At 27.7% G+C, this 26,403-nt stretch carries 25 protein-coding genes; 13 read left to right on the forward strand and 12 right to left on the reverse strand.

What is annotated here, in order from left to right; genetic code table 11:
• Positions 1–2: 2 nt before the first annotated feature.
• The 9 genes from ACTG46_RS03675 to ACTG46_RS03715 form a co-directional block, all read right to left on the reverse strand.
• The gene (locus ACTG46_RS03675) at positions 3–1,142 is read right to left on the reverse strand and encodes an amidohydrolase family protein (protein WP_074179135.1); all 1,140 of its coding nucleotides are present in this window, start codon (positions 1,140–1,142) and stop codon (positions 3–5) included.
• Between the two features lie 36 nt (positions 1,143–1,178).
• Complete coding sequence (locus ACTG46_RS03680) at positions 1,179–2,591, reverse strand: DASS family sodium-coupled anion symporter (protein ID WP_167640581.1); 1,413 nt, start codon at positions 2,589–2,591, stop codon at positions 1,179–1,181.
• A 1,008-nt stretch (positions 2,592–3,599) separates the two neighbouring features.
• Positions 3,600–3,869: a DUF3795 domain-containing protein gene (locus ACTG46_RS03685; protein WP_054269193.1), complete on the reverse strand. Its 270-nt coding sequence runs from the start codon at positions 3,867–3,869 to the stop codon at positions 3,600–3,602.
• A 131-nt stretch (positions 3,870–4,000) separates the two neighbouring features.
• Entirely contained in the window at positions 4,001–4,513 is a 513-nt protein-coding gene (locus ACTG46_RS03690; RefSeq protein ID WP_243194005.1) for a GNAT family N-acetyltransferase, read from the reverse strand.
• A gap of 348 nt (positions 4,514–4,861) precedes the next feature.
• Positions 4,862–5,569, reverse strand: coding sequence for a hypothetical protein (locus tag ACTG46_RS03695; protein WP_479923633.1), 708 nt, complete (start codon positions 5,567–5,569; stop codon positions 4,862–4,864).
• 78 nt (positions 5,570–5,647) lie between these two features.
• Complete coding sequence (locus ACTG46_RS03700) at positions 5,648–5,824, reverse strand: hypothetical protein (RefSeq protein WP_153885125.1); 177 nt, start codon at positions 5,822–5,824, stop codon at positions 5,648–5,650.
• Positions 5,825–6,144: 320 nt separating this feature from the next.
• Positions 6,145–6,882, reverse strand: a complete 738-nt coding sequence (locus tag ACTG46_RS03705; protein WP_407811867.1) for an ABC transporter permease — start codon at positions 6,880–6,882, stop codon at positions 6,145–6,147.
• An 11-nt stretch (positions 6,883–6,893) separates the two neighbouring features.
• Entirely contained in the window at positions 6,894–7,655 is a 762-nt protein-coding gene (locus ACTG46_RS03710) for an ABC transporter permease (protein ID WP_479923634.1), read from the reverse strand.
• A complete protein-coding gene (locus ACTG46_RS03715; protein WP_054269198.1) occupies positions 7,655–8,569 on the reverse strand; it encodes an ABC transporter ATP-binding protein in 915 nt (304 codons plus the stop codon). The genes ACTG46_RS03710 and ACTG46_RS03715 overlap by 1 nt, the downstream gene beginning before the upstream one ends.
• Positions 8,570–8,741: 172 nt before the next feature.
• Here ACTG46_RS03715 and ACTG46_RS03720 point away from each other — a divergent pair, with 172 nt between their 5' ends.
• The 9 genes from ACTG46_RS03720 to helD all read left to right on the forward strand — a co-directional run bounded on the left by ACTG46_RS03720 (position 8,742) and on the right by helD (position 19,883).
• On the forward strand, positions 8,742–9,449 hold the full coding sequence (locus ACTG46_RS03720) for a response regulator transcription factor (RefSeq protein WP_479923635.1): 708 nt from the start codon (positions 8,742–8,744) through the stop codon (positions 9,447–9,449).
• Positions 9,450–9,491: 42 nt separating this feature from the next.
• On the forward strand, positions 9,492–10,898 hold the full coding sequence (locus ACTG46_RS03725; protein ID WP_479923636.1) for a sensor histidine kinase: 1,407 nt from the start codon (positions 9,492–9,494) through the stop codon (positions 10,896–10,898).
• A gap of 1,055 nt (positions 10,899–11,953) precedes the next feature.
• Entirely contained in the window at positions 11,954–12,343 is a 390-nt protein-coding gene (locus tag ACTG46_RS03730; protein WP_167640574.1) for a BlaI/MecI/CopY family transcriptional regulator, read from the forward strand.
• 351 nt (positions 12,344–12,694) lie between these two features.
• Complete coding sequence (locus tag ACTG46_RS03735; protein WP_167640573.1) at positions 12,695–13,162, forward strand: VOC family protein; 468 nt, start codon at positions 12,695–12,697, stop codon at positions 13,160–13,162.
• Positions 13,163–13,261: 99 nt separating this feature from the next.
• The gene (locus tag ACTG46_RS03740) at positions 13,262–14,131 is read left to right on the forward strand and encodes a Nif3-like dinuclear metal center hexameric protein (protein WP_479923637.1); all 870 of its coding nucleotides are present in this window, start codon (positions 13,262–13,264) and stop codon (positions 14,129–14,131) included.
• Between the two features lie 688 nt (positions 14,132–14,819).
• On the forward strand, positions 14,820–15,539 hold the full coding sequence (locus ACTG46_RS03745) for an SAM-dependent methyltransferase (protein ID WP_479923638.1): 720 nt from the start codon (positions 14,820–14,822) through the stop codon (positions 15,537–15,539).
• Positions 15,540–15,895: 356 nt separating this feature from the next.
• Positions 15,896–16,633, forward strand: a complete 738-nt coding sequence (locus ACTG46_RS03750) for a MarR family winged helix-turn-helix transcriptional regulator (RefSeq protein ID WP_479923639.1) — start codon at positions 15,896–15,898, stop codon at positions 16,631–16,633.
• Between the two features lie 276 nt (positions 16,634–16,909).
• On the forward strand, positions 16,910–17,407 hold the full coding sequence (locus ACTG46_RS03755) for a GNAT family N-acetyltransferase (protein ID WP_231300981.1): 498 nt from the start codon (positions 16,910–16,912) through the stop codon (positions 17,405–17,407).
• Between the two features lie 238 nt (positions 17,408–17,645).
• Positions 17,646–19,883, forward strand: coding sequence for an RNA polymerase recycling motor HelD (gene helD / locus ACTG46_RS03760; RefSeq protein ID WP_479923640.1), 2,238 nt, complete (start codon positions 17,646–17,648; stop codon positions 19,881–19,883).
• A gap of 503 nt (positions 19,884–20,386) precedes the next feature.
• Here the strand turns inward: helD and ACTG46_RS03765 are convergent.
• Together ACTG46_RS03765 and ACTG46_RS03770 are read right to left on the reverse strand one after the other, a co-directional pair.
• Positions 20,387–21,154 carry a hypothetical protein gene (locus ACTG46_RS03765; protein ID WP_479923641.1) on the reverse strand — a complete coding sequence of 256 codons (768 nt, stop codon included), beginning with the start codon at positions 21,152–21,154 and terminating at the stop codon, positions 20,387–20,389.
• On the reverse strand, positions 21,151–21,630 hold the full coding sequence (locus ACTG46_RS03770) for an RNA polymerase sigma factor (RefSeq protein WP_479923642.1): 480 nt from the start codon (positions 21,628–21,630) through the stop codon (positions 21,151–21,153). The genes ACTG46_RS03765 and ACTG46_RS03770 overlap by 4 nt, the downstream gene beginning before the upstream one ends.
• 242 nt (positions 21,631–21,872) lie before the next feature.
• Here ACTG46_RS03770 and ACTG46_RS03775 point away from each other — a divergent pair, with 242 nt between their 5' ends.
• The gene (locus ACTG46_RS03775; protein WP_479923643.1) at positions 21,873–22,847 is read left to right on the forward strand and encodes a hypothetical protein; all 975 of its coding nucleotides are present in this window, start codon (positions 21,873–21,875) and stop codon (positions 22,845–22,847) included.
• Positions 22,848–23,227: 380 nt separating this feature from the next.
• Here ACTG46_RS03775 and ACTG46_RS03780 read toward each other — a convergent pair whose 3' ends face one another.
• On the reverse strand, positions 23,228–24,631 hold the full coding sequence (locus ACTG46_RS03780; RefSeq protein ID WP_054269209.1) for an ATP-dependent metallopeptidase FtsH/Yme1/Tma family protein: 1,404 nt from the start codon (positions 24,629–24,631) through the stop codon (positions 23,228–23,230).
• 645 nt (positions 24,632–25,276) lie between these two features.
• Here ACTG46_RS03780 and infC point away from each other — a divergent pair.
• Genes infC through rplT form a run of 3 tightly spaced genes read left to right on the forward strand, consistent with a single transcriptional unit; the run spans position 25,277 to position 26,401 of the window.
• A complete protein-coding gene (gene infC, locus ACTG46_RS03785) occupies positions 25,277–25,768 on the forward strand; it encodes a translation initiation factor IF-3 (protein WP_479924057.1) in 492 nt (163 codons plus the stop codon).
• A gap of 27 nt (positions 25,769–25,795) precedes the next feature.
• The gene (gene rpmI, locus ACTG46_RS03790; protein ID WP_003418222.1) at positions 25,796–25,990 is read left to right on the forward strand and encodes a 50S ribosomal protein L35; all 195 of its coding nucleotides are present in this window, start codon (positions 25,796–25,798) and stop codon (positions 25,988–25,990) included.
• A gap of 54 nt (positions 25,991–26,044) precedes the next feature.
• Positions 26,045–26,401, forward strand: coding sequence for a 50S ribosomal protein L20 (rplT, locus tag ACTG46_RS03795; protein ID WP_003423569.1), 357 nt, complete (start codon positions 26,045–26,047; stop codon positions 26,399–26,401).
• Positions 26,402–26,403: the final 2 nt, after the last annotated feature.

Consider the following 26,403-nt stretch of genomic DNA (forward strand, 5'->3'; position numbering starts at 1 on the left):
AATTAATTTTCATATATGTAATCTGGGGCACAATATACTATAAATCCATCTTTTATGGTCATTTCTGTTTTTAATAATTTATCTGCCTCGAATTTACTACCTTTCCAATCTGTATAAATTTGTTTAATATTCATGATGTCAAATATTGCTACATCTGCATTTGCACCTTCTGATAAGCATCCTATCTGATTTTCCATCTTCATAAGTTTAGCTGGATTCTGTGTTGTCATTTTTACAACATCATATAGACTTATTCCCATACATATGTATCTAGACATAAGGTTTGGCAGAGAGAATATAGGTCTTCTAAACATGCTTGCCAACACCAAATCTGTGCTACAAATATCAGCTATAAACCCTTGTTCCTTTGCTTTTAACATGACTTCAAAATCCCCATGTTTTCGACCTTCTCCTGTATCAAATATGATTCCTCTTTCCCTTGCTTTCTTCACACATTCATATAAATTTCCATCTGAGTCGAGGATAGTATTTTGAACGCCTTGATATACATGTTCAAATATATCTCCTGGTCTTAATATGTTTAATACTTCTTCTGTAGGAACTGGTAAATTTGTACAATGAACTTCAACAGGACATCCTATTTTTTCAGCTATTTTAATAGTTTCTTTTAACGGTTCTATTCCTAGACCTTCTACTAAATTTTCACTTAATCTTATTTTTAGACCTAGTATATTATCTTTATTTTCATTGTATATTCGTTCTATTTTTTCATGATTAAAATATTTTGGGTCAATACATTCATGGTAGCTAGTAGTTACCAAACCTGCTGAGCAAACTTGCAAGAAACTTTTTATATTAACTTTACTTCTAGCCACAATTGAAGATTTAAATAGTTGGTAATTTGCTACTCCTGCTGAACAATCAATTGCACTAGTAACACCTGTTGGAAGATATGTACTATCTGGATATATGCCAATTTCAGTTCCATCTGCAAACATATGAGCATGTGCATCAATCAACCCAGGAAAAACAAATTTACCTCTTGCATCTATTGTGTGTTTTGCTTTATCACCATGTTTATATTCAGTTACTTTTCCGTTGTATATAGCAATTGTTTTATTTCCATTTACATTGTTTTTAGGGTCTATTACATGACCATTTACAATAAGTAAATCTAGCATAATTATTCATCTCCAATATATAAATTTAATGTGTACTTACCATAATCCAATTATTTTCCAGTAAGGTAAACCTATTACTAAGAATATTGCTAATGCAACCATTACCATGATAGTACCTACTTTCCAGAAGTCCTTTTGAGATACATATCCTGATGCAAAGGCTATAAGACCAGCTCCATTTCCATAATGAGTCAATAAAGCTCCATAACTTGCAAAGAATGCTAATAATAATGTAACTATCATTGGGTTTGCTTTAGTAGATAAAACTATTGCAAATAGTACAGGATAAAAAGATGCTACAAAAGCACTATTTGATACAAAGAAATATCTAACTGCTAAACTTACTAATAATAGAACTATTGTAACTAATAATCCATTTACATCTGATAGATTAAGTACAGTCCCCAATTTATCAGCTAACCAATTGTAAAACCCTGCATCAGCTAATGAACCAGCAATACCATAAAATGCACCATACCATATAAAGATATTCCATGCTCCTTTAGCACCAATAACATCATCCCAATCTAAAATACCTGCTATAAGGACTAATGCTAAGAATACAAATCCTACTACCTGCATATTTAAGTTTATAAAAGGTATTTTTTCACCAAACATCCATCCAAGAATTGCAAGAATAAAGAATACAACTAGTATCTTTTCTTGTTTTGTAATAGTACCTAATGATTCCAAATCTTTTCTTATCTGTGGTTTAATATCTGTTAAATGAGTTAAACCTGGTTTGTATATCTTATATACTATAAGTGGTGCTACTAGTAAGAATAAACCTGCTGGTACGACTGATGCCATAAACCAAGTTCCCCAAGTTAAGTTAACACCTAACATACTTGATGCCAAAGAAACTGTTATCGCATTGGTTGCCATACCTGTCAAAAATAATGCTGCTGTACCCTGAGATACTACATATGTTAATACTGTTAAATATGCACCTAATTTTTTAGGCTCATCATCAGGTTTAGAACCTGCACCTTCTGCTATATTTCTAAATATAGGGTATATAATAGTTGTTCTAGATGAATTTGAACCTGTAGCAGGGCTAAGTATTAAATCACTTATCATCATTAGGTATCCAAGCCCTAAGGTAGAATCTCCTGCTCTTAGTAAAAGGTTATATGCCATACGTTTTCCTAATCCTGTCTTTACAAAAGCTGTACAAACAATAGTTACAACAACTAAAAACCAAGTCATCTTATCTGAATATCCATGAAGTAGTATTGACTCGTCCATAAACATAAGTGCTACACCTACAATGATTAAAGTGATGATTGGTTCTTTAAATGGTTTAATAACAAGACCTGCTAGTAAACCTAGATATAAAGCAACAATATCCCAAGTTTCTTTTTTTAATCCTTGTGGTGCAGGTAAGCTCCATACGATTATTGGTATAGCTGCAACAAGTAAGAATTTCATCAACTGTTTTTTATTCATTTTTTTCTCCTTATTTGATTTTAGATTTATACTAAGTTATAAAAGCACAAAATATGCCAACTTTTCAGATTAATACTATTTTTTTATTTTTTTGTGTAATTTATTACGATTTAATTGAGAATTGAATCGATTCAATAAGAATTTATAAAAACCTTTTCTTAGATAGTATCAGTAGTAGTGCTTTATTTTACGATGTTGCATTTCAAAATGAAATATAATAGTTCTAAAATGAAATGTAATATTTCAATTATTAATAAAACGATACAAAGTATATATTTAAACAAAGACATAAATAATATGTGACAATTAAAGAAAACATTAAATCTAAATTTTATTATATATATAATTGTATAAATAGTTACACGTATCACTATATAAGTTAGAAAAAGAATATCTATATACTATCTTTAGAAATAAATAAGAAAATGTAGTTTGGATAAATAGGGAAGAGGACTTTGGAAATGTAGTTTTAAAGATTATAAGGTGCATAAGTCGTTGAAAGAAGGCTGATAAATAATAATACTGGGATATATTTATTAAGGGAAATCATTAATATGATACAATAAATATAATATGATAAAGTAGAAAAAATTTAAAATATATGGGTAAATCTTATGAAGATTTTATAGAATCAAAATGTTACATAATGGGATGCTCTGGAAGATATTTTCTTAAAAAAAAGAATAGTGAAAAACTTTTAGAGACTGAAAATTTTATATGAAGAGTAAACTTCAGAAAGATGGTGTATTATGGGTGAGTTACAAAAAATTCCAGGGGTAGGGAAAGTAACTGAAAATCCAGAATCAGAAAAATTAAAGTGGTGGTATTGGAAAGATTAAAAAAACTTTTAAAAATTTAAGAATCAATAAAAGAGTTAAAAATTCGTTTTAAATATTGATAAGAACGAATATTTAACTCTTTCTTAGTTGTAAATTTTATGTAAATCTATCAATCTAAATATCTATCAATCTAGTTAAATATACTATTCAACAAAATAGATTGAGATAATTAATTAGAAACTGCTTCTTCAAGCCATTTTCTGCACTGTTCAATATTTATCATAGGGTCGAAACCTTGGTCTTTACCCTTATTTAAAAGCATATCACAAGGGAAAGTGTCACATTCACCACAATGATTAAGCTTCTTATCTTCACAACAAGTTTTAACCTTACATTCTCCACCCCAAAATGGCTTTTCCATATTTGGACAACCAGTGCAATTTACTTGCTCTTTTCTTGTACAACTGTTACAACAGACACCACATCTTGATTCAAACATATTCAAACATCCTTTCTAGTACTAGTATTATAAAATAAATTTAGATGACTCTGTAGCTTCAAATAATTGATTTTGAGTCATCTAAATATCACACATAAAGTTATTGTATTTGCTATACTAAATTATAAAGACTATTCAAAAAATTCTTTTGCATATTCTACAACACCAGAGACTCCTTTAAACCCACCTTCTAATAATTCTATAGCCATGAAGTTTTCATCTGGTACTTCAAATGGAGCCATTATATTAAATTTACTTGCTACCTGATAACCAAATTTAGGATAATACTTGTCATGACCTAAGACAACACAACCTCTATATCCTTTTTCCTTTGCTATTTTATGTCCTTCTTCAATTAGCTTTGTACCGATTTTTTTACCTTGCATACTAGGAGAAACCGATACAGGTGCTAATGTTAAAAGTACATCATTTCCAACTTTTATTTCTGTAAATAAGATATGACCAACTATATCTCCATCATACTCAGCTACTATTGAAAGTTCTGGAACAAAGTTATCGCTATTTCTTAAACGATTAACAAGATTATGCTCATCATGGTCAGAAACTTCTTCATTTTCAAAGGCAGACTTAATAACATCATACACTTTACTTTTATCACTTTCTTTTTCCTGTCTAATTATCATTTTAATTACACCTCTCAAGGTCAAATATTTATTATATTCAATAATTTTTTAGCTATATTTAATTAACTTTCATTATATAATATAATAGTTAGTTTCACACTAAATCTTTAGTATATTGTTAAATAAATTTAAATAATAATATTATTATGTACATTTATACATTTAAGTATATCAAGCATATAGTTTTTAAATAACATACATATTATTCTTAAATAAAAAGCACACAACTTTTAAATAACATACATATAACTATTAGATAAAAAACATATAGCCTTTAACTGATAGGTACATAATTATTAAATAAAAAACACATAACATCTAAATAAGTAGTAGAGTAGTAAGTATATATTATTTTTTATAATAAAAGACATTACACCAAGAATAATTATATCCTCTAACTTCTAACCACTCAGGGAATGAAATATCTTTATTAGTTTCATCATATTGAAACCATAAGTTATACAACTCTTGATAATAAGTCTTTTCCTTTAAGTATTCACTATATGAATCTAAGTTTTCTTCATACTTTGTAAGTAACTTGTCCATCTCATCTAAATCATACTTAATATTTGCTTTAGTACTTAAAATAACGCTTTCTTGTATATGATGAGAAGCAAACCATAGTTCATCTATATACTTATTTAATAATAATTCTACGGATTTAATATCTTTACTATCTAACTTTAAAGCATCTTTTAACATGTTTTCAGAAGAGTAGTATATATATTCTTCACTATTCAAAGAAATAGGAATATCTAACTGGTATCCCCATCTAAGAAAAGGCATCTCCTCATTTAAAATAGCCTCTTTGACTATTGGAAAAATCAACTTAACAACTAGAGGTTGCTGGAATGTTTTTATATTATTATTATCAAAACGTTCTTTGCAAATATATGTAATAAAGTGTTTCTGTTTAATTTCAGGTAATGTCAATATGTACTCAATCATAAGGTCTAGCTTTTTGTTTGCTAACTTCTTAAGGCCACTATTTCTTGTGTTTGCATATTCATTCCAAAGTGTTGTTATTTGCTTATCTTCATAATCTATGATATTCATTAATTGCCTCCAAATAATATTAAAACTCTTTGCGAGTTATATAATTATGTCTAAATTATAATTATGTAAATAAGCCTATTACCATGTATCGGGAATCAGATTCCAGATTACAATTATAGTAATAAGTATTATTGATAAAGTAACTGATGATGTAACTAATATTGGCTTATTTTTTTTTATAATACCCACAAATATACCTACTGTTAACAGTAGTACTAATAAAAGGATTACTAAATTAAATCCAAATGCAAACATATTTATATGCCCTCCTCATAAAAATATATATAGGCTTCTCCTGTATTTTACCATATTACATGATGAAAGTCATTTTCTAACACTAAATATTTTAAGGTGACATACAAATAATCACGATAAAAAATAAGATTATATAACCTTAAGATAATAATTACTTTACAAAAATAAATATACAATATATAAATAAATATAATATATAATAAGTAAACCATCTAATTATAATTCAAATATAATTAGGTAAAATAAATATTTGAATTTTAATAGATGGTTTTTATTATAAATCCTTATTATTAATATATTTGATTCTAATATATTGACCATTAAGAAATGACATCATTTTTCTTAAAATTTCTATTTGCAATTTCAGAAAATACTAGAGTAGTAATGAATGCAACAAATATTGAAACCATAGTATCATTAATACTTAAAGCAGACTGCTTTATAATTCCCATTGCACTTCCTAGCATAGAGTAAGGGAAAAAGATACCAATAGAAGGCTTAGCTATCAGTAATCCCATACCAAATAAAGAAAGACAAAGGCTAATTCCAATAGGAGTTGCAAAACTTCTAATCTTAATAGACATATATAGCTGTATAGAAGCTATTGAAATAGAAATAATCCAACCTTTAACAATCCAACCAGTAAGTTCTTTAGGTATACTATCAGGAAAAGCAAACATATTTCCTGCAACTATATAAAAGATAACAAAAACAATTTGTGTAATAGCCGTAAGTACTGAAATTACTGCAAGCTTAGATAAAAATATATTTTTTAGATTGATTGGTAATGTCATTATATTGTTCCAGTTATGATTCATATGTTCAAGCCTACAAATATATGCACAAAAGATTGCTATTAAGATAGGAAAGAAAAATTCCCCATAAAAAAGACTAACTTGAGTCCATAAGCTATACCATTGTTTTGTAAGAATACCTTGATTTAGATAAAAATTACCACAACCAATTAAGACACTTATAAGTGGTAAAGCTATCAATACATACCATATAAAAGAATTTTTTAACTTTAGGATTTCTCCCAAGACTGCTTTCCTTAACATTTAAACCCCTCCTATAATTCTTTTTTTAATAGATGATTTCTTCCAATATAATAAATTAACATTCCAATTAAGAAGATTATAATAGTAATTAAAAGATTCATATCAATTCTGTAGACGGATGGTCCACTGGCATTATCATATGCATAGTTTAAAGGTGACAATTCCAAGTAATAAGACCATATAAATAATCTACGAATACCTTGATAAAATAGTCCTGATGTTAAACCTATAAAACTACCTACCATACCAAATGTAATTGCAATCATTTGATTTGGAATTACAGTTGCAATCCACAGGTGTAGTGCAATTATAGCAGTACTTACAAGTATTGTTCCAAATGTATATTTTAGAAGTAAAATTAAAGAGAAGGGTTCAATCATATCTCTAAAACATCCAAATAGTATAATAGATAACAATTGCATTAACACAGATACAGATATTAAGATAGTAGTGCATAAGAATTTAGAGAAATAGATACTATTTAAAGGAGCTACAGAAGATTTTAGAAGTTTCCACGTATCTCCTTTATGCTCTATATCGCTTATACGTGATGTAATTATTGATATTAAAATAGGAAAGAATAAGCCATTTAGACTTACAAAATTCATGATAATATATGAATATTCAAATCCACTTAACATATCTGGATTACGTGTAATGGTTCTATTTGAGTTCATAATACACCACAATATTTCAACAACTACAAATAAAAATGTCATAAGAAAAAGTTTCTTTCTTCTAAGTTTGTAAAACTCTAGACCAAGATATTTCATTATAAAGTCACCGCCTTACCAGTAAGTTCTAGGAATATATCTTCTAAGCTCTTTTTATGTTCTTCTATTCTGAATACATCAATATTTGAATTGACAAGTATGTTATTTACTTTAGCTACATCTGAGTCGTTTAAATTTTCAATAGTCAAGTATCCGTTTTGTATAAGTGACATATATCCTTTATTGTTCAATAATTTCTGTGAAGATATAAGGTTTTGTGTTTTGATAGCGATATGACTTTGACCTCTATCATGAAGTTCTTTTATGCTATCTTGAAAAACAAGTTCACCATGATTTATTATTCCTATTGATGTAGCAATCTGGTCAATTTCACTCAAAAGATGGCTAGAGATTAGAACTGTCATACCATATTTTTCTGGAAGTGACTTTATTAATTCTCTAATCTCTTCAATTCCTGCTGGGTCAAGCCCATTTGTAGGTTCATCAAGTATTAATAATTTAGGAAACTTCATTATAGCCATAGCAATACCAAGACGTTGTTTCATACCTAAAGAGTACTGACTAACCTTTTTGTCCTTTTGATTTTCTAGTCTTACTATTTTCAGTGCTTCATTTACATTTTTTTTAGGCAAGTCCAAGAGTTTTTGCATGATAGTCATGTTTTCAAGACCTGTTAAATGTCCATAGTATGACGGAGATTCTATCAATGAGCCAATATCCTTCAAAATCGATATTCTGTTTTTTTCATTTAACTCCTTATTTAAAATATTAATGTTTCCTTGTGTAGGCTTTGCCAGTCCAAGTAACATTTTAAGTGTGGTAGATTTACCTGCTCCATTAGGGCCTAGAAAGCCATATACAGCACCTTTTGGAACTCTTAGGTCTATATCCCTTACCCTAAATATTTTGTTGTATTCCTTTGAAAGTCTGTGTGTCTTAATTATCATTTCCATATATTTCATCCCCTTTTTTAATCTGTGTTTATTGTTTTTTTTTAGCTTGTATTAGTATAATAACTTGACTACATTTCAGATAGCTGACGTTTACCTTACAATAACCTTAAATAGTTCATTGAGGGAAAGTCATGAAAAAAGGGATGTGATATACTAAAAAAGGGTGATGATTATGGAATCAATAAAAGATAAAAAAATACTTGTAGTGGATGACCATAAAGAATTATTAAAAATGATAGATGAAATCCTAAGAAAAGAGGGGTTTAATAGAATATTTTTAGCATCAAGTTATGAGGAGGCTGTTAGAGTATTTAAAAAAATAAAGCCCGACTGTGCGATTTTAGATGTTGTATTACCAGATGGAGATGGTTTTTCTATTATGAGAAAAATCAGAGAGACATCTAAGATACCCGTTATTTTTCTTTCTGCAAGAGGTGAAGACGAGGATAGATTGATTGGTTTAGGTCTAGGGGCTGATGATTATATAGTAAAACCATTTTTACCAAAGGAACTTACATTAAGACTCATAGGTATATTAAATCGTGTATATGTTCCTATAGAAGAAGAGGAGTTGCCAGTATTTAGATTGGGAGATTCTGTTGTTGTGAATTTAAATAGTGCATGTGTTGAAAAAGATGGACAAGAGATTTCTTTAACAGCTAAAGAGCATTCATTGCTTTTAAAGTTGTATGAAAATAAAGGTAGAATTGTTACCAGTGACTCATTGTGTCAAGCTATTTGGGGAGATGATATGTATGGATATGAAAATACTCTTATGGTTCATATCAGAAGAGTTAGAGAAAAGATAGAAAATACTCCATCTTCTCCTAAACATCTTCTTACAGTAAGAGGTCTTGGATATAAGTTGATGATTAATTAATTTCAGATAAGAATGAAGGAAGTCAAGAGGAGTGATTTAATTTTGGATAGTATAAAGTATATATTAAGGAGATTTATAGGTTCAAGTATCTTGATTTCATTACTTTTTATTATATTAAATATATTAGGTTTATTTGCATTTTCATATGTGACATTTGTATCTAAATATTCTGGTGATTTGGATGCAAGTGAGAGTAAGGAAATAAGAGCAACTTTGATGATGCTTGAGGATAAAGTAATCTTAAAAGGTGGAAAGTTTACTCTAGATGATTCTAGTAAGGAAGTTTTACATAGTAATAAAGTCTGGGCAATGCTAATTGATAACAATGGAGATAGGGTATGGGGCTTTGATTTGCCAAAAGAAATCCCAAGCCATTATACTTTGACGGATGTAGCTAAGTTTTCAAGATTCTTTTTAAAAGATTATCCTGTGTATGTATGGGAACATCCAAGTGGAACCTTAGTAACAGGGTATCCAAAGGATAAGTATACTAAATTTAACCTTACCTATACTATCGATGAAATAAGTCAATTTCCTATGCTAATAATAGGTATGCTTTTATTTAATGCAATAATTACATTTTTACTAGCTTCATTTATAGGATTAAAAATGGTCAAATCTATAAAGCCAATTATTACTGGTATAAAGCTTATGTCAAAGGGAGAGCCAGTAGTTCTCCAAGAAAAAGGAATACTGAGTGATATCTCAAAATCTATTAATACTGTATCTAAAGAGTTGCAAATGAAGAATGAAAGACTTAGAAAAAAAGAAGAAGCTAGGACTAACTGGATTGCAGGAATATCCCATGATATAAGAACACCACTTTCAATGATAATTGGATACTCTGGAGAACTTGAAGAAAGCAGTAGCCTTTCTCAAAGAGAACAGGAGCAAGCATCTATCATATGTAATCAAGGCATTAAGATTAGAGAATTGGTAAATGACCTTAATTTGGTGTCTAAACTTGAATATAATATGCAACCATTAGATTGTAACAAGATTAGAGTTTCTGTGTTTTTGAGAGAGCTCGTTTCTGAATTTATAAATAATAATTTGGATAATGATTTTTATATAGAGCTTGATATATTGAATGAAGATATTACTATCAATGCAGATAAAAAATTGTTAAAGAGAGCTATTAGTAATTTAATACAAAATAGTATAACTCATAACCAGCAAGGATGTAATATAAAGGTGATTTCTAAATCGGATTTGGATTTTTGCTATATAATTGTTGAAGACGATGGAAAAGGAATGAGTCAAGAGAAGATTAATTATTTATTAAAAGCTCAAAATGGATTAAGTGAAGCATATGCTAAAGGTCAAAATCATGGTCTAGGTCTTTTGATTGTTGCAGGCATTATCAATGCACATGATGGTAAGCTAGATATCACAAGTATTGATTCTCAAGGAATAAAAACAATCTTAAAATTACCTTTGATTAAGTAAAATTTTATAAAATAATAATAGATAAGAATGAAAAATGAAAATATTTTGAAAATAAGTTTATTCTTTATTGACAAAGAAACTCTATTAGAGTAGAATAATGATAAATTCTTTTCTTGTCAAGTTTTATTAAATAAAGAGTAACTTTTGCTTTATGCGCTTAAAGCTTAGTTACTTATGGTATCAAAATTTTCATAGAAATAATATTTTGGGATTATTGTAAGGTTGTTAAACTCTTTATATAATTCCTTTTTTTTATATTTTTTACCATTTTTTACCTAATATTTAATATTATTATTGACAAAAAAATTCTACTAAAATAGAATTAGAGTATAGTGTTTTTTAATTTTAAGAAAAACATAATGAGATGCTGAAGAAGGTTTTAATTATAGGATGTTTTGTGTAATTGTCATAGTCTTTATACAATTATTTTGAATCTATTTTAACATACTTATTTATTTAAAAAAAGAGAAGTATTTTTAATTGTCATAATTTGTGTTCGAAAGTTCTACTAAAGTAGAGTTTTTATGTGTTATTTTCATATATATTTTACATAAATGTATATATATGTTGAAATATATTAATTATTTATAACATAATTAATGTAATAATTTGAAAAAGTTAAGATACAAATAAAAAAACTACCAAAGTAGTCAAATACAATTATATAAAATTTTTTAATTGAAACTGAAATTATAGTCTTAAGATTAGAATAGACATTATTTTTTGAAGGTTTAAAAGTTAAGAAGCCAAAGACTAAAGGAAATGAGATTTGCTGAAATACAAATATTTAAAACTAAAAAATACAAAAGAAAGGAGAGCTACTGGGCAAGTATCCAAAAATAGATAGCTGAGTACAAAATATTTCATAACATTAAGCAATATAACACAAAAGAAATTTGACACTATTTATATATATTTACTGTGTACAAATAGCTAAATTTAAAATTTAAAAATATCTTATAAATCAAGTTTATATAAATCAGTATAAGATTTTTTAATATAAAAAATTTATTACGGATATTGCTTGTCTGTATTCTGAGTAGCAAAGGTTTATTATGCCTATAAAAAAGTTGCCACAATCAGAATTAAAGATAATGAAATTTATATGGAAACTAGATTCCAAAGTAACATCAAAAGATATTGTTTTAGGGATGGAGCAAAAATATCAGTGGAAGCAAACAACGACTTTGACTCTTTTATCTAGATTGGTAGTAAAAGGATTTCTAAATTCTCAAAAGATAGATAAATATACACATTATGAAGTTTTAATTAAAGAAAAAGAATATATAAATGTTGAAACAAGAGAGTTCTTTAAAAATGTTCATGATTCCTCTATGAAAAGCTTATTGTTATCATTACATGATAATGTTAATTTGAGTAAAGATGAGCTATTATTTATTGAAGAATGGATAAAGAGTCTACAAAAAAATGAAAAAAAAGTATAGATTAACATATTTCTTTAGATTATCAATCTGAGACATATGGTATATTTATATAATCTATGTGACTACTTAAGTAATATAGATAAAATCTATAATAAGATTACAATATAAATCCAAATCAGATTAAATATAAGCGTAAACTAATAATTGATATTCTGATAATTTAAAAAAGCTACCTCTACTTAAACTAGATAAGTGTAATTGAGGTAGCTTTTTAAATATAAAATACTAAGTTTTAGAATGTATTATATAAGTTTTACAAATATGACATGCAATTTTCGTATTTAAACTGATATAATAAATAATAAAAATATTGATAAAATAAAAGCGTACTAAAAATCAGGAGGAGAACTTATGAAATATCAAGTTTCATTATTAGCAGTAAATGATGTAGAAGTGTCAAAAAAGTTTTATAAAGAGATATTTGAACAAGAAGTTGAATTAGATTTAGGTAAAAATGTAACATTTAGTGGAGGGTTTGCTATACAAGAAGATTTTGCATGGCTTACAGGGATTAATCCAGATACAATTGTACGAAAATCAAATAATATGGAGCTTTATTTTGAAGTTGATGATTTTGATAAGTTTATTGAAAAATTAAATTCTTATAAAGATATAGAGTTTGTTCATCAGCCATTAAAACATGAGTGGCAACAGAGAGTAGTCCGTATTTATGACCCTGATAAGCATATTATTGAGATAGGAGAGTCTATGGAAGTAATAGCTAGAAGGTATTTATCTGAAGGCTATTCTGTAGAAGAAACTTCTAAGATAATTCAACATCCAATTGAATTTGTAAAGCAGTGTGAAAGTACTAAATAATATTTTTTATGTTTTATTTTATTAAATTTTAAGTAAGATGATAATGTAATTGTATAAATTTATGTTCAATACATATCAGTCAAATATTGTTGAAAAGGAGTGGTTATTATTAAAGCAATTGAAATTTATAATAAATTAGCATTGGAGTTTGATATTAAAAATATTGATGATGATTGGAGTTTTATGAATTTTGACAATGATTTTATTACTCCAGAATTTAAAACAAAATATATAGGCTTAGTACTAGACAATGCCAAAAAAATCAATAAAGTATATACAACTACTTTTCCTGATAAATACATAATTAAGCAGATTATAGATAAAGGTGAAAAAGATGTCTTGATTTTTTCACATCATGCAATGGAATATATAGCATCAGATGAAGGTTTTCCATTTCACGACATACCATTATCTTATATGGAAGAAATGAAAAATCGTAGAATATCTTTTTATGTGTTACATTCTCCATTAGACAATTATAGTGAATATTCAACTTCTGTCAGTTTTGCAAAGGCTCTAGGTTTAGAAATCGTCGAACCATTTTGTAAGTATGATGATAAAATCAAGGTAGGAGTTATATGTAAGACATCCTTAAAATCAATTGAAGAGATTAAAGAGCTAGTTAAAAAAACTGTTGGTCATGATGTGAAATTGTATGATTATGGAGAATCGGAACTAAAAGATGGTCTAGTTGCTATTGCAGCAGGAGGAGGAAGCTATCCATTTGTAGCAAGTGAAGTTGCTGAACTTGGTATAAATTTATATATAACTGGATTTACTAAACCTTTAAAGCATTTTGAACCAGCATTAGAGTTCCATAGAATAGCAAAGGATAATTTAATTAATGTTATAGGTGCTACTCATTACTCTACAGAAAAATTTGCCTGTATGTCTATGGTTAATTATTTTAAAAAACTAGGGATAGAAGCAGAATTCTTGGAAGGAAAAAATTATTTAGAAGATTTATAGGATATAATTTATAGAATATATAGAAGCTTGATAGTATATGTGTAGAAAGTTAATAGTATATAACAGATATAAAGTTAATAGTATATAAAACAATAAAAGCAAGCAGTTGGTAAAAGTTTATGTTTACTGACTGCTTATTTTTATGCTTTTTTAGATAGATATTTCGTAATAATACTTGGCAATATTACAGTTGATTATAGTCTTATGAATTTAGAAACAAACTTACAATTACTATTTATAATGTTTATTTTTCGATATTTTTCTGATATTATTTACAATTAATTAGATTTTATAAATATTTATTTCGGATTATTATAAATATTTATTTTGAAAAAATAGAATTATTATATTTATGAGAATAAATGGTATAATAAAAGGTAAAGTGTCAAATATACACTAAATTAAATAAGTTAATTAGTATATAGATTAAAGTAGAAGTAATTAAAACTTATTAAGTATCAAAACATGACTGCTTATCAAAGTAGTTATATAAAAAGACATAAAAAAATAGTTGTTTAGACAAAGTGGTTATTTTAAAAAAGTAGTTATCTAAAAAAAGAGGATGATTATTCATTAAAGTAACTATCCCAAAATGGACAAAAAGATGACTTATTATTACTCATCTAAAAAATAGAAAATCAGATATGAAATTTAATAAATAATAATTGATAGGGAAGGGAAAGATAGCATGATATTTACAAAAAGTAATAAATACAATAAGAAATTTCTCATGGAAAATATGATGGGACCTAATTGTATAAAGATATTGGAAGAATTGACAAGTAAGATAAAACTAGAAAAAGGAATGCGTATTTTAGACTTAGGATGTGGGAGAGGGATATCTTCTATATTTTTAGCAAATGAATTTGATGCTACTGTATTTGCAACTGATTTATGGATAGAGCCAACTGAGAACTATGAAAGATTTAAGCAATTTAAATTAGACGATAAAATATTTCCTATACAAGCTGAGGCACATGAATTACCTTATGCAGAAGGTTTTTTTGATGCAGTGATAAGTGTACACTCTTATCACTATTTTGGTAATAAAGAAGGATTTTTAGAAAACCACATATCACCTCTTGTAAAAGATGGAGGAGTAATTGCTATGGCAATGCCTGGATTAAAACAAGATTTTGTGAATTGTATACCAGATGAACTTATTCCATTTTGGCAAGATAATATGAATTTCCATTCAATTGAATGGTGGAATGAGCTTTGGTCAGAATCTGAGTCTGTAACTGTAGAAAAATGTGAAGCTTTAAGTTGTCATGATGAAGCTTGGAATGATTGGTTAAACTGTGATAATTCTTATGCTAAGAATGATAAAAAAATGCTGGAAGTAGAGGCAGGTAAGTATTTTAATACAATTTCCTTGATAGCGAGAGTTAATAATAGTAAAAGTTAGATGAAAAATTTAAATCTAAAGTAGTTTTTTAAATTGTTTATGCCCAATTAGATTATTTATGTCAATTGGGTATTTTTATTTAAAAAATATGACGGTATGATACAAAAAGCACAAGTATAGGATATAAACTTTGAATAGGATATAATATAGTTAAATGAAGATGTGCCAGTTGTAGGAAATTTATAATTTATTATAAACTAACATTGACAAATTAAAGGGTTGCTTTTATACTCGATACAAGCAAAGTAGCTTTAAAATTATAGATTTAAAATAAACAACATATGAAATTATAAAATAAATAACATAACGAATAAGAATATGTAATTATAAAATAAATTAATTTAGGAGGAACAATAATGAGTGAAACAAAAGAAGAAAATTTACTAGAACAATTTTTTAAAGTGCAATCATTGCTACATAAATTTCACCTTCAAAATCATAAATCACATGGATTTTTTAGAGCGACGCATAGAGGACAAGGTAGAGTATTATCCATGTTAAAAATAAAGCCAGAAATAACTCAAAAAGAACTGTCATACTTACTTGATATGAGACCTCAATCTTTAGGTGAGTTGCTTTCGAAATTAGAAAATCAACAATTTATCACTCGTACACACTCAGAAAAAGACCGTAGAGTAATGGTAGTAAAATTGACATCAAAAGGAATGGATGAAATTAATAAGAATGAGCAGAGAGAAGACCCAACTAATCAAATATTTAATGTATTAGAACCAGAAGAAAAGAGTACTTTAAGTTATATTCTTACAAAGATTACTAATGAACTAGAAAGAACTATAAAAAGTGAGGATGGTAATAACTTTGATGAGGCACATATGCAACCACCACCAAGACCACATCATGGACAGTATTTAGGTGGATTTGCTGGTAGAGATGCAATTCAAAACTTATTTAATTCACATGAAGGATATCCAGATTTTCCAAATAGAGAAGCTTTATTTGAACAAATGGTAAAACAACACCCAGAACTTATAGAGCAATTGATGAAACAGCATCCAGAGTTCTTTACGGAAAAAGAACTTGATAGAAAAAATAGCTCTAAGAATGAAAGCGAACAGGATATTGATGAAGATTAAAAATTTTATAGTATTATTTGATAATTTTTTCTATATATTTTATTATACTTTAAATTAAACTGTGAGATGTTTAAGTATATAGTCAAAAGGCTAGTACATCTATATTACTTTAACTATCAAAGAACTTATTTTAATAGATACACATAAATAGAAATATACAAAGCTATTTTAATCTAATATATTATCATATATAGTAATTTATATATCACTATAAATTAGAATAAGAAAAAATTATTTAACTATAATAATAAATTAAAAAGGGGAAATGTTGAGTTGATGGAAGGAATAAAATTTATAAAGTCAGAAGAAAAGTATATTTGGTCATATTGGCAAACTTTTGATAAAATTGCAAAAGAGAGGAAATATCTAGCTATGGACGAAGCATTTCCTTTTGAAGAAACAGTTGAATTTATAAAGAATGTTATAACTAAAAATTTTCCACAACTATTTATAATTGAGGTAAAATCAGATACATGTATTGGTTGGTGTGATGTTTTGCCTAAAACCAAAACTGTTGGTTACTTAGGTATGGGTATTCTTAAAGAGTATAGAGAAAAAGGTATTGGGAGTAGCCTTCTAAAACAAATTATTGATTTATCAAAAGAATATGGATATAAAAAAATTGAGCTAGATGTGTTAAAAAGTAATAGTAGAGCTATTCATGTTTATAAATCTTTAGGGTTTGTTGAGGTAAATACAATAGCTAGTGGATTTACATGGAATGATAGACCTGTAAAAGAAGAAGTTATACAAATGGAGCTTGTATTAATGTAAAACTTATTGAGAATTAATAGGATGGTGATAAAAAATACTATCCTATTTTATTGTTTAAAAATAGTGGTTTTGCAGTTAAGTAAGTTGTTTTTAGATGCTTTTAGAGAAATTTTTATTTTCTTTCCCACTATAATTATATCATAAATAAAAATTTTTTTTAAGACTGTGAATATATCCTCATTTCTATATAATTGATATAGTGGATTAAATGTTAATTTCAATTGAGGAGGATTATAATATGAATCTAAATGATTTTGAGTCAAATCTTGAAAATCAATGGTTACAAAAAACTCTTAAAGAGGCCAATAGACAACTTGAGGAAAAGCGTAATGAAGAAGATAAGCTAAAAAAAGATGCTATAGAAACTCAAAGGGAACTATGGAATGACTTAGGTTCTATTTCTGCGGAAAATGGATTAGAACAACTTTCAGAATTTATGTCATTTATGGATGTTATGAAACATCAAAAAAGGAGCCATGAATTTACTAAGAAACTCAAAGATAAGTATGAAAGAATGATTGAATCTCCTTATTTTGGAAGAATTGACTTTACAGAAGCTTGTGAAACTGAGTCTCAAAAGTGTTATATTGGATTGTCAAATCTTATTAATGATGATTATGATTTTCTTGTATATGATTGGAGAGCTCCTATTTCAAGTATGTTTTATGATTATGAAATTGGACAAGCAAGCTATGAGTGTCCAGAGGGGATAATCTCTGGAAAAATTACTAAAAAAAGACAGTATAAGATAAAAGATGGCAAAATTGAGTATATGTTTGATAGTAATCTAAATATAGATGATGATGTCTTGCAAGAGCTTTTAGGTAAAAATTCTGATGAGAAAATGAAAACTATAGTTACTTCCATTCAAAGAGAGCAAAATCAAGTAATTCGTAATGAGAAATATAAGAACTTAATTGTACAAGGTGCAGCAGGAAGCGGAAAGACATCTATAGCACTTCATAGAATAGCATATTTATTGTATAAACATAAAGATAAAATAACTTCTGAAAATATAATGATATTTTCTCCAAATAACATATTTAATGATTATATATCAAACGTACTGCCACAACTTGGCGAAGATAACATTTGTCAGACAACATTTAAAGACTATATGCATAAAGAACTGGGTGATGAATTTAAAAAAGAAAGCCCAGCTGAAATGATGGAGTATATTCTTAATAACAATGGGAAAATCACATATAAGGACAGGATAGAAAATATAGAGTTTAAAACTTCTTTAGAGTTCACAAATATATTAAAAGAGTATCTAAATTATTTAGAAACAGATGATAGATGTTTTGAAGATATTATTGTAAGAGGTGAGTTGATAATTTCATCTAAGGAGTTACAAACACTGTTTTCTAATGACTATTCAAATTTACCAATTAAGAAAAGATTAGAGAAAATAAAAGCAAGAATAATATTTTTAATTGAGCCATATGAAAAAGCTTGGATTGATGAAATATTTAAAGAGCTTCAAGCATCTGGCGATTATATAGAAAAAGAAGAAATGATAGAGAAAAGTACTTTTATTGTAAAAAAACATCTGAAAGAAGTTTATTCTAAAATTTCAAGAATGACAGAGTTAGATTTGATAGACACTTATAAAAACTTATTTAAGAATTTAGATATGTTTTTAGAAAAGGCGAATGTTGAGTATGATAAGAATATTATAGATAATATAAAAACTTATACAATGGATAATTTAAGTGTAAAGAGTCTTTATTATGAAGACCAAGTGATACTTCTATATCTAAAGGGAGCTCTTGGAGGTATTCCAAATACATCACAGATTAAATATGTAATTATAGATGAGGCACAGGACTATACTCCTTTACAATATGAAATATTTTATAAACTTTTTAAATCTGCCAATATGACTATATTAGGAGATATTAATCAATCAATTAACCCATTCATGAATGTTGGAGACTATAATAATATTCCTAATGTATTGAAGAATGATACTTGTATAATAAATCTAAGTAAAACATATCGTTCTACAATGGAAATTACTAGATTCTCAAGAAAACTTCTTACAAAAGCGATAGATGATGAGTATGTTGAGAGACATGGTGATGAGCCTAGAGTTACTGGTTTTAAAGAAAAAGATTATATGAATGAAAAGCTTATTGAAGACATAAAAGCTTATAAACATAAAAATTATAAGTCTATTGGTATTATAACAAAGACAGCCCATGAAGCTAAGGAAGTGTATGAGTTTTTAAAGGAAAATCATATTAATGTAGAGGCTATAATAAAAGATGATGATGAGTATGTGAATGGTGTATTAGTAATACCTTCATATTTATCTAAGGGACTTGAATTTGATATAGTTGTAATATACGATGCAAGTGAGGAAAGGTACAATAGTGAAGATGAAAGATTGCTTCTTTACACTTGTTGTACAAGAGCTCTTCATGTGCTAAATATATACTATTTAGGTGAAATAACTCCTTTATTAAAATAACAGGCTTTTAATTATAGTTTGATTTTTATTTTAAGAATATCAGATACTTATAATCTATCTTATTTATCTGTTTTTTATGAATTTATTATATATTTGTAATTAAAATTTATAAAATAAGTTATTATAAAGTTAAGTATTTTAAAATCTAAACTGGGTAGCCTGTTGTATATTTGCAAGTAAAATTCATATATAAAATTATAATGAAGTTAAAGTTTTTAAAATCTAAACTGGGTAGTTTATTGTGTCTTTACAAATAGAATTGATACAACAATTTATAATGAAGTCAAAGCCCTTAAAATTCCATATGAATGGACTTTTTAAGGGCTTTTTAATATTAGTAATAACTTTTGTAGATTAGTTAAATTTTTAGATTAGTTAAATATCTAAAATTTTATATATTAAATCTAAAGAAAATATAAAGATGGAAGATACAACTATATTTACTAATAAGAAAACTAAAGTTATATACAATAAACTCATGAACACTTTATTGTTAATTATACTTATTTTGCATCTATTACTTCATGAGCCATCTTAACTAAGTCATCCATAGATAAATTTGAATCTTGAATTGTAAAAGAGTAGTAAACTCCATCTTGCTCCCAAGTCAAGGACTTAAATTCATTAACTTCTACTTTATCTGTTCCTTCACTAAATGTATATTTACCTGATTTTTCATCAAGTTTATCCTGTTCTGTCATTTTATAATCTTCTGGCACAAACTTGTACATTGATGTTTCATAAGAAATATTTATATCTTTGTAAGTATCTACAATTTTCATTTTATCAGAATCTTTTTCAAGCACATTATTTGCTGTTTCAAGAGATATTTCATCATTACCATTTTTATACTCAAACTCAAGTGCTTTTAATTCTCCTAAAACATTATCTTTTTTATCAAGTGCTTTTTCTTTTATAGTATATGCCCCTTTAAATTTATATCCATTACTAAATTCGGAAATTAGATTAGGGGTAAAGTTAAAGTCTTTTTTTACCTGTTCAGTAGTTGGAATCGATGTATAGGTAGGCTTAATGCTTGATTTTCCAACTATACTATATATTTCTCCCACTGCAAGAGCTGTTGTACCTAATACTAAAGTGATAGCTAAAGTTGCCACTAAACCCCTTCCAAATGGTAATTTATGTGTTTTATTATTATTCATTTTATAATTTTCCTCTCTTTCTGGTAAACTATTTAGCGTTTTATTTAAACTATTATGAAAGCTTTCTGGAGCTTTTGGAAACGAATTATTTAAGCTATTTTTATTCATATGATTACCTCCATATTTTCTAATTTAGTTTTTAATAATTTTCTTCCTCTCGATAATCTACTTTTTACAGTCCCCTGAGGTATATCCAATATTTCCTTAATTTCATCAACTGAATAACCCTCAATATAGTAAAGGACTATTGGAACTTTAATCTTTTGAGGTAGACTTTGAATAGCAATATACAAATCATTATAATCTTCTTTTTCATCGATTTTTTTATTTTTAAATACGTCTTCAAATGATAGAAATTTCAATTGTTTACGTCTTAATGAGTTACATTCATTTATCACTATTCTAATCAACCAAGTTTTAAAATATTGTTCTTCCTTAAGAGAATCTAACTTTTCATATGCTTTTAAAATAGCATTGTTGACGGCATCTTCACAATCCTGGTCGTTTCCTAAAATAGACTTAGATACACGATACAAAGTCTGTTCTGATTCAAGGATATTATTTATAAATGTAGTTTTATTCAAAGGAATTCCTACCTTTCTATGCAAATTGTAGCGCTACTTTTTTGCCTTTCACTTATTAGATAAGATTTTACTATAAATGGTTCACTTTTTTTGAAAAAAATTAAATGAATAAACATAAGGTACCTTAAAAATAATGTTGACAAAACATTAAGGTACCTTTATAATTAAAAATAGATAAGGTACCTTAGTAAAAGAGGGAAGATAGATTAATAAAAAAATCGAATTAATTAGGAGGAGTTAATATGAATTATTACAGAGATAAAAAAGAAAACTTTAGAGGATTTGAAGGTCATCATAGTAATCCATGGAATCATATGTGTGAAGGATGCAGAGTATTTGAAATGATGCATCGTGAAGGATTTGGTTATGGAGAGTGTAGAGGTCATGAAGGATATGGTTCAAGAGGACATGGTCAGGGTGAATTTAGAGGACATGGAAGTTTTGAATCAAGAGGATATGGTCAAGGGAACTTCAGAGGTTATGAAGGATTTGAACCAAGAGGATATGGTCAAGGGAACTTCAGAGGTTATGAAGGATTTGAGCAAAGAGAACATGGTCAAGGAAACTTCAGAGGTCATAAGGATTTTGAATCAAGGGTATATGGTCAAGAAGACTTTAGAGGTCATGGAAATTTTGAATCAAGAGAGCATGGACAAGGAGACTTTAGAGGTCATGGGAACTTTGAATCAAGAGAGTATGACCAAGGAGACTTCAGAGGTCATAGAGGATTTGAGCCAAGAGGATATAGCCATGAAGAGTGTAGAAGTCATGAAGGCTTTGAGCCAAGAGAGAATGGTCACAGAGAATGTAGAGGTCAAGGAAGTTTTGCCCAAAGAGAGCATAGTCATGAAGAGTGTAGAAGTCATGGAGGCGCTGACCCAAGAGGATTTGAAGGAGCATATGAACATGGATATTGCAGAAAAGGTTATGAAGGATTTGAACCAAAATGTGATGAAAGAAACCATATGAAGCATAAAGGGCATGAAGAATTTGGTGCTAAAGATTGTAAAATAGATGGTGAGTATAGAGAACATGAAAGATTTGAAAATCAAAATACAGGTGAAGAAATAGAAGCTGAAAGCAAAGAAGATGCTAAGAAAAATAATACAGAAGAAAATAAAAATATGGCTGAATCAAAGGTAATAAGAAATGAATCAGTACAAGAAGGTCAAAAAAGTAACACTAAAGAAGAAAATAAAGATACTGATAAAAAGTAAGATTATAAATTAAATAAAATTTAATAGTAAATAGAAGAAATAAATATTAGAAAATAATATTAAAGTTAGAAAGAGATGAGGTTGTAAGTAGATTTGTTTTATATTTTGCTTTTGTATAGAAGGTTTTTTAAATTATTTTATTGTATTTATTTGAGAAAGAGAAGTGATAATTATATGTGCTTGTTTTGTGTTAAATAAATGCTTTATAAATTAGTATAGAGTACATTAATATATAAAATAAAAAAAGCTATAAGTTTAATAATATAAAATTAAACCTATAGCTTTTTTATTTTAATATAATTAATTTGAAATATTTTGACTTTAAAAGTCATTTAAATCTAATATAATTACTTTTGAAAAAACTATTAAATTGTCTTATACTAGTTTACAGCTTCTTTTCCTATTAAATCTTTTAACTCTTCATGAGTCATTGTTTCTTTTTCAAATAGGAATTTAGAAACAGAATGTAAATCTTCAAGGTTATCCTTTAATATCTCTAAAGTCTCTTTATAACAAACCTCAACTATACGATTTGCTTCCTTTTGGATTTTATCACATAAGAAAGTTTTATCATTTCCATCAATAGTCATAAATCCTAAGTTACTCATACCATATTCACAAACCATTTGATTAGCTATTTCAGTAACTTTCTTTAAGTCATCTTTTGCACCAGTAGATTTGTGGTTAAATATTAATTCTTCTGATGCTTTTCCTGCAAGTAGTATTTTTATCTTTCCAATTAATTCATCTCTAGTATAAATATATCTATCTTCATCAGGTAATTGAAGAACATAACCTAATGCTTGTCCTCTAGGAACTATAGATATTTTTTGTATAGGGCAAATTCCTACTATATCACTTACAAGAGCATGTCCAGCTTCGTGATAAGCTACTATTTTTTTCTCTTTCTCAACTAGTGCAGAGTTTTTAGACTCTAGCCCTGCAATGACTCTTTCAAGTGCCTTGTCAAAGTGTTCTGATGTAATGTATTCACTGTCATCTCTAACTGCAAATATAGCTGCTTCATTTGCTATATTTGAAAGATGGGCCCCATTGAAACCATGAGTTTTTTTAGCTAAAAGTTCTAGATTTACAGATTTGTCTATAGGCTTGTCATCTGTATGTACCTTTAGAATTTCAAATCTAGTGTGATAATTTGGTGCACCTATATGAATGTGTCTGTCAAATCTTCCTGGTCTAAGTAAAGCTTCATCTAATAAGTCAAGTCTATTGGTAGCACCTATTATTAATACATTGGAATCTTTATTAAATCCATCCATTTCAACTAAAAGTTGGTTTAATGTTTGGTCCTTTTCGTTGTTGCTCTCAAGATGTCTTTTTGCTCCTACAGCATCTATTTCGTCTATAAATATTATACTTGGAGCTTCTTTTCTAGCTTTTTCAAATAAAGTTCTAACCCTTTTTGCTCCTACACCTACATATTTCTCAACGAACTCTGAACCTGTAACATTGAAAAATGATGAGTTTGTTTCACCAGCTACAGCAGACGCAAGTAAAGTCTTTCCTGTTCCTGGAGGGCCATAAAATAATACCCCTTTAGGTATCTTAGCACCCATTTTTTGATATTTTTGTGGTGACTTCATAAAATCGACTATTTCAAATAGTTCTTCTTTTACTTCGTCTAATCCAGCAACATCTCTGAATGTAGTCTTTGGTTTTGTAGAAAGTGAATCATCTGTTTGATTTTCTCTTTCCATTTTTGTTTGTGCAAAGACAGGAACTGGATTGTTGATTTTCTTAAAAAAGTTGTTTAGCATTTTCATATTCACACCTCAGGTAATTAATTATTGTTAATCAATTTTATATTTTCCATATTTACTATTTTTTATTATTTATTTTTAATGGAAAAAATATACATGTTATCCAAAGAAAAATAAATTTGCGAAATGTATGAAAAAGTGAATTTATGTATATATGCAGATTGTTTTTAGATGTTTAATAAAATACGACAAATCAAGATAAAATAAATATGATAAAAAATGTTATATTGTATAGATTAAGCGATGTGGAGTATAGTATTATGTATGAAATTGGCTAAGTAAGTTTTTCAGTTGTAGTTTTAAAATAATATTAATTTAGGAGTTAGAGTAGAAATCTAAAAATTAATAGCAAAATAGGAAGCATGTACATATAATGATTATTAGGAAGAAGTAATTAAATTTTAATAAACTAAAAAAAGTAGTTGCAAATAATTTGATTAAGTGATATAGTAAATAAGGTAAGAATAAAACAAAGAAGAAGTCCGCTTCTCACCTTACAACGAAAGTTAGTAAGGTAAATATAAGTTAAAGCTTAATATTAGTTTAAGCTTGTTTAAGTTTGGTAACTTATATGGCGGATGATTATATCATTCGCTTTTTATTTTATAAAAAATTTGGAGGTGTCCTACAATTAGCAAAGAATTAGCAATCAATGAACAAATAAAAGACAAGGAAATAAGAGTCCTTTCATCAACAGGTGAACAACTTGGAGTAATGCCTACTAAAGAAGCTCAAGCGATGGCTACTAGCAAAAACTTAGATTTAGTTCAAATCTCGCCAAATGCAAATCCACCAGTATGTAAGATAATGGATTATGGAAAGTTTAGATATGAACAGGCGAGAAAAGACAAAGAAGCTAAGAAAAAGCAAAAAAATATAGTTGTAAAGGAAGTAAGACTTAGACCAGGTATTGAACAAAATGATTTAAATACGAAAGCTAATAATGCTATAAAGTTCCTTAAAAAAGGGGATAAAGTCAAAGTTGAACTTAGATTTAGAGGAAGAGAATTAGGACATAAAGACATAGGCAAAGAAGTTATGCTTAAGTTTTTAGATATAATAAAAGAGTTTGGAGAACCAACAAAAGCCCCTGCATTTGAGGGTAATAATATGGTTGTAATTATAGATCCAAAAAAATAGATGATTAACTGAGAGGAGGAATTTGTCATGCCTAAAATGAAAACTCATAGAGGTGCAGCAAAGAGATTAAAGAAAACAGGAACTGGAAAGTTAAAGAGAGCTAAAGCTTATAAAAAACATATATTAACTAAAAAATCTGCAAAAACTAAAATGAACTTAAGAAAATCAACTTTAGTAAGTGATGGAGATGCTAAGAGAATAGCACAATTATTACCATACTAAGATACAGATTATAAATAATAACTATAGAAGAGGGATATAAAGGAGGTCATAACGATGGCAAGAGTTAAAAAAGCTATGAACGCTCGTAAAAAGCATAAGAAAATATTAAAACTTGCAAAAGGATTCAGAGGATCTAGAAGCAAATTATATAGACCAGCAAATACATTCGTAATGAAAGCATTAAAAAATGCTTATATAGGAAGAAAATTAAAGAAGAGAGACTTCAGAAAACTTTGGATACAAAGAATAAATGCAGCTGCTAGAATGAATGGAATATCTTATTCAAGATTAATGAATGGATTAAAATTATCTGGTATTGAAGTTAACAGAAAGATGTTATCTGAAATGGCTATACAAGACCCAGAAGGATTTGCAAAATTAGCAGAAGTTGCTAAAGCAAAATTAGCTTAGTA

It is taken from the genome of Clostridioides sp. LIBA-7678 (assembly GCF_056716065.1).